Raw genomic sequence first — 14,963 nt, forward strand, 5'->3', positions numbered from 1 at the left:
TCCCTACTCTTGAAACAAAGCGTACTTTGATTTTTAATACGTTAATACCCGTTATTTTGTTTTAAACCTTGCTTGCCGTCTGATGTCTTGCTTTGGTTGATGGCAAATTCTGGAATCGGTAGATATTCATCCTTACCTTTTTTGAACACTACACCAGCCAGACTCGTTCTGATAGGTGATTCTCTTTTAATAAAATCGTTGATAACCACATCAGCAACTCCCCATCTTACCAAATCATAAAAACGATGGCCTTCCATTGCTAATTCAATGAAACGCTCAAATCTAACAGCATCTCTTGCTGCATTTTTATCTGTCCACGGAGCCGAATATACAGAAACCTGATAGTTTGCGGCAGGCTTGTCCCCGTCCATCACCTGAGTCGACTTCACGGCACGGTCACGAATCATATTTACATATTCCTGTGCTTTGGTAAGGCTTCCTACTTCAACTTCACATTCGGCGGCCATCAATAAAAGATCAGCATAACGAAGTAATAAAACATTTTTTCCTAATTGAGTTTGTCCCCAGGAGCCTGGTACATAATATTTGCCCACTTCATCTTGCCATTGAATATGTTTGTTTGGTAACCATGGACCACCATTTGCCAACTGTCGGATCCAGGTAGCTTTGGCCGGTCCAAAATCCTTGTAAGGAACTCCAATACGGCCTACTGTATAGTCAAGACGTGTATCTAATTGCCCTCTGTCAGGGTAATCGTTCGGGTCCGATTCCTGGCTTTTCACAGGAACATTATTAAATGTGCCAATTAAAGGCAAACCTCCTTGTGTTCTGAAAGCATTAACCAATGTCTGTGATGGTTGATGGAAACCACAGCAACCGCCGGGGCCATCGTTATGAGGGTTTGTCAGTTCGCCTTCTTTATCACTATTTGCGCCACCAGTACCGTCACCTACAGTATATTGAATCCCAAATATTACTTCTTTACCATTTTCATAATCTCCTCTGAACACATCTTTGAAATCCCCTTGTAGCCCATATTTCTCGCCTTTAGTTGTTACACCATTGGCAATGATGGCATCAAATACAGCTTTGGCGTCGGCGTATTTGCTTTGATAAAGCAATGCTTTCGCATAATAAGCTCCGGCAGCCCATTTGTTTGCACGGCCAATCTGTGGCTGGGTAACAGGAAGGTTATCATAAGCAAATTTCAGGTCAGCCTCAATCTGAGGCCAGATGCTGGCCTCATTGGTAAGGGCCTTGTACTGGTCAGTAGAGGTAATTTTTTCATCCACGTAAGGCACATTATTGAAGTTTCTCTTTGCCTCAAAGTGATTGAATCCTCTCAGGAAACGGGCTTCAGCAATGATATTCTTTTTATTGGTTTCAGTAAGCCCGGGCACTTTTTCTACAATGCGTAATACAATGTTTGCCATACCAATACCATCATAAATAGCTTTCCATTTGTTGGTTACAGATGGATTACTTGGCAATACCTCAAAACGTTCGGTAGGGTTAATTTCGGTAGCCTGGTCAAGAGACTCAGACCCTTTGTAAGAATCTTCAGAGCGGATACTTCCCCACAGCCAGTTGCTGGCGCTTACATACCAGGCCGCAATCTGATTTCCCGTAAGTGCCCGATAAGCTACAATAAGAGCCCCGTTCACCCCATTTTCGTTGGTAATAGCTTCTTCAGAAATAGCTCCAAGTGGTGGGCGGTCAAGGAACTCGTCTTTACACGAGACCACCACCATCAGCGAGAGCATAATTGAAGTTGAGAAAATTAAAATATATTTTTTCATCTTTTTAAAGAGTTTTTAAATGAATGTCAAGAATTATAGTCCGATGTTCACACCTAAAAGCACCGTTCTTGGTGCAGGAGTTCTGAACTGGTCAACTCCCATTTGTAATTCACTATTACCTAATATTCCGATGTCAGGGTCTGAGCCAGAGTATTTGGTAATGGTGAATAAATTCTGAACCTGTACATAAATTCTTGCTCTGCTCATACCTGCTTTGCTGATCCATTTGTTTGGCATTGTAAAGCCCAACTGTGCCTGACGCGCACGTAAGAAAGAACCACTTTCTACATAATAAGAGGTTGAAATTGATCCTGAATAAGTATCATTGGCATTCAGAATTGGTAATCTGCCATTCGGATTCTGTGGTGTCCATGAGTCAGTCAATACCTCTGTATTATATCCACCCACAAAACCCCTCAGGTGAGTCGCCCATTTGGTGTAGTTATAAATATCATTACCGTAGTTCCAGAAAAGAAATGTCTGGAAGTCGAAATTTTTATAGGTAAGAGAAATATCTGTACCAATCTGAAATTTAGGAATCGGATTACCAATATAAGTCTGGTCGTTACCGTCAATTACATTGTCACCGTTAATATCCTTGATTTTCCATGAACCAACTCTTTTATAAGGCATAGCTGCATGGGCATCAACTTCTGCCTGATTCTGGAAATTGCCTTCTACAACCCATCCCCAGAAAGATGCCAGCGGGCGACCTCCCTCTACACGCTGGATATTGCCTAAACGACCTGCACCAAACAAAAGGGCAGAACTTCCTTCAGCATCAATCTTCACAGCTTCGTTTTTATAGTGTGTAAACGTTGCTCCAATGCTGTAACCGAGATCAGGAGTGAACTTGCCTTTAGTGCTGACCGCAATATCAATACCTTTGTTCACCATCGTTCCGACATTTATTTTAGGCTGGCCAACTGTTGGTTCAAGTCCGTTTGGTTGTCTGTCAACCAAAAGGTCCTTGGTAGTATTATTAAAATATTCAATACTGAAATCTAACTTACCATTCCAGAGTGTACCGTCAAGACCTACGTTCGTCATTTCGGCTGCTTCCCATTTGGTAGCAGGGTTACCTACAACGTTCGGACGATAGCCTATAACAGGTAATCCATTTCCTCCCGTAATATCATAAGCAGTATTGTTCAAACCTGCTGAGAAGAACGAATAAGCATTGGCTGATCCTACGTTACGTTGGCTACCCATCTGTCCCCAACCTGCTCTGAGCTTCAGGTCTGTTACAAACGGAATTGATTTCATGAATGCTTCTTCCGAAAGCCTCCAACCAACACCAAAGGCTGGAAAAACACCTACGCGGCTTTCAGGACCGAATACTGACGAGGCATCACGGCGAACAGTCGCACTGAATAAGTATCTGTCCATCAACTGGTATTCAGCTTTACCCATTAATGAATAGAGGGTACGTGGTGTTCCGGGTGAACCACTATTTTGTGGCAGGTTTTTACCTGTATTCAACGACCAGAAATCAGGATCATTGAAATCGTAGTCAGTTCTGCTACCAGAAATACCTCTGAACTGGCTGAAGATAGATTCTGTAGCAGCAAAAAGTTTTAGTGAATGATCTTTATTGAAGTCTTTTTTGTATTGGATACTGTTTGTCCAGGTCCATGAGATACCTCGGCCAAAATACTCGTTAAAAGCATTGTTACGGGTCGGTTCGGCTTTTTCAGGAGTAATAAATACGAAATTATAGCCATTGGTCATGCTCTGATCAATACCGAATGAAGATGAAAGAATGATATCTTTGTAGACTTCAATCTGGGCATACAGGTTTCCGAATAAGTTAATACCTGAAAATCTGTTGTCTTTGTTGCGGTCGAGCGTAACAGATGGCACCGGTGTACTACCCGCTTCTCCTAAGGATGTACCAGCATAATTGCCTTTGATGTCATAAACAGGTAAGAATGGTACTGTACGTAATGCGAGATACCAAGGGCTAGCTTCATTATTAAAATCCAGGCCATCACCTGAATTGAATGGGTTACCACTGGCACCTTTTTGATTAGTAAAGGCCACTTGAAGGTTTTCGCCTATGGTCAACCATTTAGTAGGTTTAAAACGGGTATTGGCACGAACAGTAACACGATTCAGTGCTGTATGTTTGAATATCCCCTCCGTACCAAAATAGTTTACCCCCAATGAGTAAGTACCTTTATCTGTACCCCCTGTGGCAGTAATCTGATGGCTCTGTACAGGGGCACTTTGTGTAGCTTCTTTTAGCCAGTTAGTGCCCATGCTTGTTTCAGCAATCTGATAGGTGCGGTCATAGCTATATGGGTCATAGTTATATTTGCTTAAATCAGGGTTAGTGGCGTCAGTCGGATTTGCATTCACGTTTGTATTTGTAACCAGATATTTAGGAATACCATTCTGGAATACATTGCTTTTGAATGGAATACCGGCTCCAGCTGCTGCAGCTTGCAGATATTCGTAATATTGCTGGGTATTCATCATGCTCGGGAAAACCCTGTTTGGCAATGATTGAACCCCATAATAGCCATCATACGAAATGGTAGTTTTACCTGATGTTCCCTGTTTGGTTGTCACAACTATTACTCCATTTGCTGCACGAGAACCATAAATTGAAGCTGATACAGGATCTTTCAATACCTGTACCGATTCAATATCCTGTGGGTTAAGGGAGTTTGAATTGTCTGTTGGTACACCATCAATGATATACAGCGGATCGTTATTGCCAAATGAAGTAAAACCCCTTATACGTACTTTGGCAGGTGCTCCTGGTGCTCCTGTACCACTTACGGTTACACCTGGTGCTCTACCTTGTAGCATACTACCAAGGTTAGAAGAGGGTTGCTGTAAGGTGGTTTTGGTATTAACCACTGCTACCGAGCCAATAATGTCTTTCTTTTTTTCAGAGGTATAACCCGTTACAACAATTTCGTCAAGTGAGTTCACATCTTCTTCAAGGGTTACATCAATAACCGTTTTAGAACCAATCTCTACTGTTTTCAGAATAAAACCAATAGACGAAAAAGTCAGACTTTTAGCTCCGGCTTTGGCAGCTATCTGATAGTTTCCGTTAGCGTCTGTAACAGAACCAGTGGTCGTTCCCTGAACTACAACACTTACACCCGGTATCCCCGAACCGGTCTTGTCGGTTACTTTTCCGCTGATATTTGTTTGCGCATAAGTAAGAATTGTTGAAAAACAGAGTAACAGGCAGAGTTTGATACCCCGCGTGTAGGTAGAGTAAATGTGTTTCATTAATGAGTAGAATGTTTGTTTTAGTTATTTGATTTTACTGGAAAAGTGGTTTAGCACTATTCCAATAAAAAATGTCATTTACAAAAGTAAGTTGATTGTGATAACATTTTATTAGGGAAAACCCTATATTTAGCTTGGGTATGAAGGATTTTAATTCAGAGCAGATAAGGCTTATTAGGAGATGAAACGCTGCCCCAATCAGAGTTGGTCAGGTAAGGGTATTGCAGAGATAAATTGTCTCTACCCAGACCTTTTACGTATTTGCAGGATATAAAATCAAGCTATTTCTTGGCAGATTTTCCTGTTCTTTTAAAGAAGAAAAATTAAAGTAGCAGAATCAAGGAATACTCACAGATAATTCATCTCCAATGCAGTTTTTATTAGCAATGCCGTGTTGGGAACATCAAACTTGACTAATAAACTGCTGCGGTGAAATTCAATGGCTTTGAGTGTAACAAAAAGCTTAGTTGCCATTTGTTGTGTAGTGTAACCCTCTGAAATCAGGAAAAGCACTTCTTTTTCACGTGGAGATAAACGGATTTCATCAATAGGAATGAATGCAGATTTGCGGGCTTTTTTATCATGAGTTTCCATCAGTTTTCTGATAAAAGCATTGATGTATTTTTTACCATCATAAACAGCCTGAATTGCCTGAACTAATTCGGCTTTTGAAGTATTTTTTAGTAAGTATCCCTGTCCTCCCTTTCTCATCACGCGCTTAACAATACTTAGCTCATCGTGCATAGTCAGAAAAATAACTTTTAGTGATTGATGTTGATGCAAAATATAATCATACAACAACAAGCCATCTTCTACTCTCGGAAACGAAATATCAAGCAGGATAATATCTGCAGGAAATTGCAGCAGGCAATCTTTAACTGCCTCAACAGTATAACATCTCCCAACCACTTTTAAATCATCGTTACGGGATAATAACGATTCAATACCTTCCACAAATACATTGTGGTCGTCGGCGATTATCAGATTAATCATGGCCAGTTAGTATAAGCAAAAACAGCATAAGTTATAAAAATGCTTAATAAATAATAGGTGTATATTTAAAATAATAAAGATTTGCCAAATATAAAAGATGAGATGGCTAAAAACCATCTCTCTAACAATTTAGTTTTTACTTTTTTATAAATAAAATCTTTGTCGTTTAGGTTAAGGTAATAGCAGTATGCTATAATACATAAAATGTATATACTCAACTGTATAGAGAAACAGTGAGTATTGAGTTAAGGCTAATCAGCATTAATTATTTTGGGGATCTGTCGGATAATTTTATTGGATGTACAAAAGTAATATGCCTTAACTGTTAATCTATTAGGGGAAACCCTATTTTTCAACGGTAAGTATAGAATTTAGCTGGCTATTTTTACCATAGGTATTGAGATCATTACTGAGGTTCCGGTACTTGCCGGCATATGATTTTGCCATAAGACCTGGCCGCTCAGATATTCTATTCGTGAAGTAACATTAGAAATACCGCTTCCCCGGGGTTGTAGATCTATATTAAAACCAATCCCATCATCTTCTACACTAATAAGCAGATTTTCCTGATTTGCCAATAACTGAACACTGATTTTGCAGGCGTTGGCATGTTTCATAGCATTGTTGATTAGCTCCTGTATGACCCTGTATATCAAAGCAATAGCTTCTTGACTTAATCGGGGTAGTGACCCATATTTTTCAAGACATATTTTTATTTTTTTAGTGCTGGGTAACTTATTTATCAGGTCTTCAAGGGCAATTTCAAGCCCATATTTTGAAAGCGCAGTCGGGTGTAAATTATGTGAAATAAGCCGGATTTCCTTACAGGCATCATCAATAATCTGATTCAGAGTAGCTCTCTCTTTGGTTGTAAAAGGTTTATGACGGGATTCAACAAAGAACTTGATTTGTGTTAGCTGGATCCCTAAACTATCGTGCAGATCACGTGCAATACGTGCGCGTTCGTTTTCTTGTCCCTGAATCAAGGCTTCTAAAGATTTCAGTTCAAGGTTTTTAATTTTCTGAGTAAGAATAATGTCTTTTTGCCGGGTAATAGTATTCTGCTGTTTTCGACCAATATAAAGAGCTATGACAGCCAGAATCAGGAAGATAATAAACACTATTAATAATATATTCTGTAAACGTGCCTGGCGGTTTTCCTGTTCGGTCAGCTGATTTTGTAATTGAAGATTTTTATACTGACTATTAAGTTCTTCTAATCGTATAGTCATAGTCTGCTCTGACTCATAATATTGATTCGAATACAAAAGTGTCTGCTGATAAAACTCGTTGGCTTTCTGATAGTCTCCGGTTTTAGTGTAGGCTATCGAAAGATGATTGCAGATGTCTTTGGCATAAGCAACATCTTTGGCTTTCCCGCTACTTTCATAAGCATTAAGATAATACTCAATAGCAGTCTCATAATTGTCTGAAAGTGCCTCTATCCGTCCCAGGAAGAAATTATTGACAGAAATCATCCAGTTAATGTTTGCCTTTATTGCATATTTCTGGCTCAAATCAAGATATTTTCTGGCAAGAATCAGATGTTTATGATTTATATAACAAATAGCAAGCAAATTATGGGCATAGCCAAGGTCGAAGAAAAAATTATTGGCCTTGCATCGCTTTTCAATAATTAATAATTGCCTGATAAGCGAGTAGTCGAACGGTGGTTGGTGTTTTTTAGCATCAATAATCGCTAATTCTGTATGAATTTCTTTTTGTAACTGGTGGGTTCTTTTATAATAGCCTAAAGCTGATTCATAGTTTTCAATGGCATATTTCCGGGTGTAATTATCAAAATAATACATCCAGCCAACATCCATTTTGGCACTGTAATAATTAGCAGAATCGCCAGCCTCTTTAAAATAGCCCAGACTCGTCTGATAAGCCTCCAGGCTATAGATATTAAAACCATAAAGACTCTGATAAGTATCTCCCAGACGTTTGTACAATAGCCCTAACTGAGCAGGACTTTTAATATTTTCTTCAATTGCTTTTTTTATACTGACAATGTCTTTATGCTCTTTTTCATCAGTAGGTTGCCCATAGCCGTAAAAACAGAAAAAAGATAAAACCAGGCTCAAAGCAATTGCTTTAAGGTAATAAAGGCTGTTCATACGTTAAGAAGTTGAATAGAGTGTTTCTAAGGAATTTCCTGCCGATAAGCCATAATTCTATAGAATCATTGACTAAGTTACCGAAAATTCAGTAAAAAATAAAAGTCTGATTGTCCGGATATTGGGGTTTAATGAAATATTTTTCTTAAAACCAGTATTAGATAGAAACAGGAAGTATGATTTTGGCAGAAATGATTTATAAGTAGTTGAAATCAGAGTAAATTAATTTCAAGAAGGAGGTTGAAATTTTAACCCCCTTCTTGAAATTAAGAGATGCATCCTTAAAAGCATGTATTTCGGTTATTTATAATATTCTCTGATCTGGAAAAGAAAATAGCCGGATATAAGAAAGGTGATGATTGCGTCAATGAATCTTAAGTAAAGAATATCGCTTAATAAAAAAAGCAAAAAGGCATAATATGCCCATACCCAACCTTCTCGTTTGCGGTCGAACAAGCCTTTGATAGAAAGTAAACTACAAATTAAGCCTGCGGCAGAAACAAGCATACCAACTGACCACAACGGGTGGTCAAAAAAAGCGGTAAAAAGACTGGCAAATGCAGAAAGACCTATGACAAAAATATGCAGAGGCACTAACAAAACCATAACCCAGGGAGTTACTTTAACAATAAATTCTTTCCATTCAACAGGTAGCTGGAAAGGGATAGTTTTAGTAAATAGAGGAAGTATCTCTTTTTCTAAGGGTTTGTCGGCAGGTATAAAATCCATAATTAAAGTACAGAGTTTGGGAACGTGAGTAAAAGTTTTAACTTAAAGATACTACTTCACTGCAAATTTTTGAAGTTTTATTTAATATTTGGGCTAAGTTTTTTAGCAAATGGTTGATGCGCTAAAAAACCTTTCAACTTTTTTGATTATTTGGCTTAGAATCAAGTTATTTGTTGGGTTTTCGGCGAAATCTTTATTTATGGAAGAAAATAACAGAACAGGTTCTATCAAGCAAATTTTAAAAAACGCTACTAATAAGATAAGCGAATCATGGGGGTGGTTTTTAGACCGGATATACCTGATTTTAACAAAGTTATTCGGAGTAAAAAGGGTAGAACTCATATTTATATCTTTCTACAAGATCATCGATAAAATAACCAGTACCTTTCGCTCTAAATTTGATACAGACGGACATTATTTCCCTTTTATCAGGGGCATTTACAGGGTTGCGATAAGGGTTTTTATTTTTATTTTCTTTTATTGGTTCTGTATCGAAACCAATTTTTTATGGCTTTGCGGTGGTATGCCCAGCATCGAGCAGTTAACCAATCCTAAAATTGCGCAATCTTCTACAATCTATTCCAATGACGGAGTAGAGTTAGGTAAGTTCTTCACCGAAAACCGACAAACGATTGATAGTGCCCAAATGTCTCCCTGGTTATTTAAGGCACTTATTTCTACTGAAGACAAACGTTTTTTTGAACATTCGGGTATAGATCTGCGGTCGATGGCAGGTGTAGCTGTCGGCATCTTTACCGGTGGAGACCGTGGTGGTGGAAGCACCATTTCTCAGCAATTAGCTAAAAACCTGTATAATACACGGCGCAGCGAAATGCGCGGTTTACTGTATTATATACCAGTAATAAGTACGATTGTTTATAAAACCAAAGAATGGCTTACCGCCATCCGTCTGGAGCAACGTTTCACAAAAGGAGAGATTCTGACGATGTATCTCAATACAGTAGATTATGGCAATAATGCTTATGGTATCCGAACGGCTTCTCAAACGTATTTCAGCAAAGAGCCAGATAAACTGACCGCTGAAGAAGCTGCTGTATTGGTAGGCTTGCAAAAAGGAACAACCTTGTATAACCCCATCAGAAACCCTAAGAATGCTCTTAAACGCCGTAATACGGTTTTACAACTGATGGCTAATAATGGAGACCTTTCACAACAACAAGCAGATGAATTAAGTAAAACTGAAATAAAACTGGATGTCAATACAGAAGTTGACGAAGATAATAAAGGCACTTATTTCAAAACCGCTTTGGCTCGTTTTATTGAAAAATGGGCAGAAACCAATGAGGTAGATATAGACCTTTATAAAGATGGATTAAAAATCTATACTACAATCGACTACAAAATGCAGGATTATGCCGATAAGGCTGTATCGAGCCATATGCGGCGCCTGCAAAAGATTTTTGACCAGGAATGGAAAGGCAGAAACCCATGGATATATGAGAACGGACAGGAAATAATAGGCTACATTGATACGGTAGCTAAACGGACATCTGTCTATAAGCGATTGGTTCAGAAGTTTAAGAATAACACCGATTCTATACATTATTATATGTATGAGAAAAAGAAAATGACCAGAGTATTCGTATGGGGTAAAGATGGGGCTTCATCGCAGGAAATGCTGATGAGCCCGATTGATTCCATTATCCATTACAAAAAAATTCTGCAAACAGGCATGATGGCTATGGATCCTTACAACGGATATATCAAAGCCTGGGTAGGAGGGATAGATCATGAATATTTTAAATATGACCACGTGCGGCAGGGACGCCGTCAGCCGGGGTCAACTTTTAAGCCCATTTTATATTGTGCTGCTATTGATGGACCATTGAATCTCTCGCCTTGCGATAGACGCACCGATGAACCATTTAAGAAAGAATGGATGGAAAACGGTCAGGCCAAAGTATGGGAACCCAAAAATGCCGATGGGGTTTTTACCTATGCAAGCATGACACTCCGTCGGGCTATGGCTCGTTCTATCAATTCTATCGCGGCACAATTGTCTGATGAGGTAAAACCACGAGTCACGGTTGAATATGCCCGTAAATTAGGAATTACCACACCTCTTGACCCGGTATTATCAATAGGGTTGGGGTCGTCTGATGTATCTCTTTATGAATTAATAGGAGCATATGCTGTATTTGCCAATGGTGGAGAGCACGTAGAACCGGTGTTGGTATCAAAGATCGAAGATGTGCAGGGAAAAATTATCTATGAAGCCGAAACTAAAAAGAGACAGGCTATTAGCCCGGAATCTGCCTTTTTGATGCAGTATATGTTGCGTGGAGGGGTAGAAGAGGCTGGAGGTACTTCGCAGGGTCTGTGGGAATATGCTAGTGCCTTATTTGGCAATGGTGGGCAAGCAGGAGGGAAAACAGGTACCACCTCCAATTATTCAGATGCCTGGTATATGGGTTTTACTAAAGATTTAGTCTGTGGTGTATGGGTCGGGGGCGACGACCGAAGTATTCACTTCCGCACCAGAATGGGAGAGGGGTCTCGTTCAGCTTTACCGATTTTTGGCAAGTTTATGCAAAGTGTATATACAGATAAAACATTGGGGTATAAATCAGGACCATTTCCTAAACCGGGTGTACCTATCAGGAAAACGTATCAGGGGTGTGGTGGAGACATCGGAGGAATTATGGCTGCGGATACAACGGCAATATCCTTAGATTCGTCTAATACTGTTCAACAAGAGGTAATTACCTTCCCTCCAAGAGAGCAACCAGCAAGAGATACCACAAAAAATAACCGCTAAATATATCTGCAAAAATTTTATTAAAAAATAGTTAATCATTACAACTATTATTGATGAATGGGAGTCAATGCTTTTGAAGAACGTAAACTCCCATTCAAATGGACACAAAACTATACATAACCGGAACAATTAAATTAGCAGGGAAAAAGAAGGTAAATCCTGCGGAAGTACTTTTTTTGAAAGCAGATGTAAATTACACAGAAATTTTTCTTCAAGATGGCGAAAGATTCATCGTTTCAAAAACACTGAAAGAATTGGAAAAGCGATTCATTAATTACAACTTCTTTCGTACACATAAATCATATATGGTTAATCTGAAATATGTAACAGGGTATCAGATTCATGAAGGATTATTGGTAAAAGTACAGGATGCACACCATCTGAGTCTTTCACGCCGCAGGAAAGAGGTTTTTTTAGATACTATGTCTAAATACTTGAGAGCAAGCTAATCAGCTTGTGTGGTCAGAGACTATGAGCCATTTGCCACCAATCTTTTTTAATACAAGTGTAAAGAATCCTCCAGCATCTCCTATTTCAGGACGAGTTAAGTGCCATTTTCCTAATACCCAACAAGTGGAAGGGGAATGAAAATCGGTTTTCTGAATATCAAATTTAAGCGTACCCATAGTAGCAACATCAGGGTATGTTTTCAGATACCTCTCTAAAGTGGCTTTCCAACCGTAAATCACTCCGGTTTTGCCTATAAACATCAGCGAATCAGATTTCCAGTAATCCTCCATAAATGCCTTGATATCTCCTTTGTTCCAGTTTTCATTCTGGCGGTTCAGAACTTTTAATACCTCCTGACGGTCTTTAGAATTCTGGGCAAAAACCTGAGTAAAAAATGAAAGGCAAAATAGAGTAATGACTACGGTTCTCATATTATTGTTTAATGAAAGTGTATCAATTCTGATTTGTGGTATCTTTGATTTTGTAATTTTGGATTGAACTTATTTTCTGATAATAAATGTATGGTAATTTTCGGGTTTTAGAAATTTCTTTTGTCAGTTTTAACCAAATATCAGAAAAGAATCACATTTTTAAAAGATACAAACATGAAGAGAGTTGTTTCCTTCTTATTCTGCCTGGTATTGATTTCGTGTGAAAAGCCCTATTATGGACGAAATGCACCTCTGGTCGTTACTTCATTCGGCGTATGGAAACTGGAAAAAATTTTGAGCCCTTCCCGAATTACCCTTGCTGATGAACTTGGGTACGAACAACTGGTTCAGATAGAACCTAATGGAAGTACTAATTATTTCCATGTTTTTAAGGATAAAAAACTGGAAAATACCTATTCTTTTGGCCGGACCAGCAATGAAATTGACAAAAAAGGTAAAATCTATTTTGAAGTAAATATGGGTATTAAGTTAGTAAAAATAGAAATAATCCCTGGTCAGGATGGCAGTCTTACTGGCCTTGTTATGAGCGATTTTTTATATAATACCCCTGCCCAGGCTGATACACTCAGGTTTCACTATTCCCGTTTTGATCCTTCAAGAACCTGGTAATCAAGCCTTATCTTCTCAATAAAATAGTCTGTTATTTTCCTGCCTTGTATTCAGAAAGTTTATTTCAATCAACTATTTTTGGAGAATTATTCAGTTGTAGTTTATTTCAATATTTGTGAACAAGCAAGAAATCTGGTTTGTAGTTAATCCTTTTTCAGGTAGAAAGAAAAACCATCAGGCAATTATCAGTCTCATTGAGAATCAATTAGATAAGAAAAAATATCAGGCCAAAATTATTCCAACCAAAGCTGCCGGACATGCCACCGAACTGGCGTATGAAGCTTCTGAAAAACAAGTGCCTTATATTGTAGCAATGGGGGGCGATGGTACGGTGAATGAAACAGCCAAGGCATTGATTGGCAGTAAAACTGCTTTAGGTATCATGCCTTTGGGCTCTGGCAATGGTCTGGCAAGGGAATTGGGGATTCCGATGAAACCTGAAAAAGTAATTGAGAGATTGAACAAAGCAATCATAAAGCCTATTGATGCTTGTTTTGTAAACGATATTCCTTTTTTCTGTACTGCAGGCGTAGGTTTTGATGCCCATTGTGCCGATGTTTTTTCAAGAATGAAAGGGCGTGGTTTGCTGAACTACGTAAAAGCCGGTTTTCAGGAGTTCTGGGCTTATCAACCCTTGCCATGCAATTTCGGAGGAATTGATTATAAAGTATTCAGTATTACTTTTGGTAATGCCCGGCAATTCGGTAATAATGCTTACATTACACCGATAGCAAAAATAGATGATGGCTTTATTGATTGTACCTTGCTGAATCCTTTGCCTGTGTGGGTGATTCCGGGCATTGTTACTAAATTATTCAATAAAACCATTCATGAGTCATCTTACGCGGAAGCATATCGTGGAGCAAAATTTAAGATAAAAGGTCAGGAAAATCTGTTGATTCATTATGATGGAGAACCATTAAGATTAGATACTGATGAATTGACCATAAGTATTAAAGAAAAAAGCTTGCATATAATAATATGAAAAATAAGAAACACCGGGAGGGAGTGGTATATTCGACCAACCCAGATTTTGAATTTAACTTTGGCGAAGAAGAAGAGATTGAAACGCTGACGCCACAGCAGCAAAGCCTGAAAATATGGCTCGATAGAAAAGGGGGCAATAAAGTTGTGAGTAGGATAGATGGCATGATTGCAAAAGATGAGGATTTACAGAATCTAAGAAAAAAACTTCAGAACCTTTGTGGAAGTGGCGGCACAGCCAAAGACGGCGAAATACTGATACAGGGAGATCATCGCGATAAAATACTGGTCTTTTTATTGAAAGAAGGTTATAAAACTAAGAAAGCCGGAGGATAAACCTTTAAACTGAAGATACTTCATCGCCAATTCTTATTTTACCACCTTTCATTACCATGCACGTGATACCTCCGTGTCCGCGCATGGCATTGTATCCGCCAGAACCTAAGTTTTCTTCCATACGGCTACACGGGTGGCAATAGCCGGTTCCTTTCAATACTACTTCACCAATCTGAAAAATAGTATCATGAAAAGCCAATAAATTGATGCCGGAAACTACAATATTGCGCCGCAACAAAGCAGGGTCAATACTTTCTTGATGAAGCATTTTAGCCATAGCTTCAATATGCTCGGCCTGAATAAGGGTTACTTGTCTGTTGCGTGCAGTACCTCTGTAACGATCCCCAACTATACCTTTTTGCTCGGTCACGTCAATAATATCCACAATCTTTATTGACCCTCTTGAAGTAGGGCCTGGTCTATAGCTCAACCACTCTACCTTACCATTAAAGGCAAAGTTTTTCATTAATTGTTTAATCTCCATTAATTCAACTTTTTC

General features: G+C 38.8%; 12 protein-coding genes. 5 read left to right on the forward strand and 7 right to left on the reverse strand.

Translation table 11 applies throughout. The annotated features are described in order from the left end of the window. Positions 1-41: 41 nt before the first annotated feature. The 5 genes from H1R81_RS00580 to H1R81_RS00600 all read right to left on the reverse strand — a co-directional run bounded on the left by H1R81_RS00580 (position 42) and on the right by H1R81_RS00600 (position 8,854). A complete protein-coding gene (locus H1R81_RS00580; RefSeq protein ID WP_181838724.1) occupies positions 42-1,760 on the reverse strand; it encodes a RagB/SusD family nutrient uptake outer membrane protein in 1,719 nt (572 codons plus the stop codon). Between the two features lie 33 nt (positions 1,761-1,793). Further along, positions 1,794-5,012 carry a TonB-dependent receptor gene (locus H1R81_RS00585; RefSeq protein WP_181838725.1) on the reverse strand — a complete coding sequence of 1,073 codons (3,219 nt, stop codon included), beginning with the start codon at positions 5,010-5,012 and terminating at the stop codon, positions 1,794-1,796. A 348-nt stretch (positions 5,013-5,360) separates the two neighbouring features. Then, a complete protein-coding gene (locus H1R81_RS00590; RefSeq protein WP_181838726.1) occupies positions 5,361-6,005 on the reverse strand; it encodes a response regulator transcription factor in 645 nt (214 codons plus the stop codon). Positions 6,006-6,376: 371 nt separating this feature from the next. After that, the gene (locus tag H1R81_RS00595; protein ID WP_181838727.1) at positions 6,377-8,125 is read right to left on the reverse strand and encodes a sensor histidine kinase; all 1,749 of its coding nucleotides are present in this window, start codon (positions 8,123-8,125) and stop codon (positions 6,377-6,379) included. A gap of 300 nt (positions 8,126-8,425) precedes the next feature. After that, positions 8,426-8,854, reverse strand: a complete 429-nt coding sequence (locus H1R81_RS00600) for a hypothetical protein (protein ID WP_181838728.1) — start codon at positions 8,852-8,854, stop codon at positions 8,426-8,428. A 199-nt stretch (positions 8,855-9,053) separates the two neighbouring features. On the opposite strand from H1R81_RS00600, the gene H1R81_RS00605 reads away from it, so the two are divergent. Together H1R81_RS00605 and H1R81_RS00610 are read left to right on the forward strand one after the other, a co-directional pair. Further along, the gene (locus tag H1R81_RS00605; protein WP_181838729.1) at positions 9,054-11,633 is read left to right on the forward strand and encodes a penicillin-binding protein 1A; all 2,580 of its coding nucleotides are present in this window, start codon (positions 9,054-9,056) and stop codon (positions 11,631-11,633) included. A gap of 98 nt (positions 11,634-11,731) precedes the next feature. Next, complete coding sequence (locus H1R81_RS00610) at positions 11,732-12,082, forward strand: LytTR family DNA-binding domain-containing protein (RefSeq protein ID WP_181838730.1); 351 nt, start codon at positions 11,732-11,734, stop codon at positions 12,080-12,082. On the opposite strand, the gene H1R81_RS00615 is transcribed toward H1R81_RS00610, so the two are convergent. After that, entirely contained in the window at positions 12,083-12,514 is a 432-nt protein-coding gene (locus tag H1R81_RS00615; RefSeq protein ID WP_181838731.1) for a DUF4440 domain-containing protein, read from the reverse strand. A 174-nt stretch (positions 12,515-12,688) separates the two neighbouring features. On the opposite strand from H1R81_RS00615, the gene H1R81_RS00620 reads away from it, so the two are divergent. The 3 genes from H1R81_RS00620 (at position 12,689) to H1R81_RS00630 (ending at position 14,464) form a co-directional block, all read left to right on the forward strand. Then, positions 12,689-13,144 carry a hypothetical protein gene (locus H1R81_RS00620; protein ID WP_181838732.1) on the forward strand — a complete coding sequence of 152 codons (456 nt, stop codon included), beginning with the start codon at positions 12,689-12,691 and terminating at the stop codon, positions 13,142-13,144. Positions 13,145-13,259: 115 nt separating this feature from the next. Beyond that, positions 13,260-14,129 carry a diacylglycerol kinase family protein gene (locus H1R81_RS27700; protein WP_181838733.1) on the forward strand — a complete coding sequence of 290 codons (870 nt, stop codon included), beginning with the start codon at positions 13,260-13,262 and terminating at the stop codon, positions 14,127-14,129. After that, positions 14,126-14,464, forward strand: coding sequence for a translation initiation factor (locus tag H1R81_RS00630; protein WP_181838734.1), 339 nt, complete (start codon positions 14,126-14,128; stop codon positions 14,462-14,464). The genes H1R81_RS27700 and H1R81_RS00630 overlap by 4 nt, the downstream gene beginning before the upstream one ends. Positions 14,465-14,468: 4 nt before the next feature. Here the strand turns inward: H1R81_RS00630 and H1R81_RS00635 are convergent, their stop codons facing one another. Continuing rightward, positions 14,469-14,948, reverse strand: a complete 480-nt coding sequence (locus tag H1R81_RS00635) for an MOSC domain-containing protein (protein WP_181838735.1) — start codon at positions 14,946-14,948, stop codon at positions 14,469-14,471. Positions 14,949-14,963 lie beyond the last annotated feature (15 nt).

The sequence above is a fragment of the Emticicia sp. BO119 genome (genome assembly GCF_013912375.1).
GTDB lineage: Bacteria > Bacteroidota > Bacteroidia > Cytophagales > Spirosomataceae > Emticicia.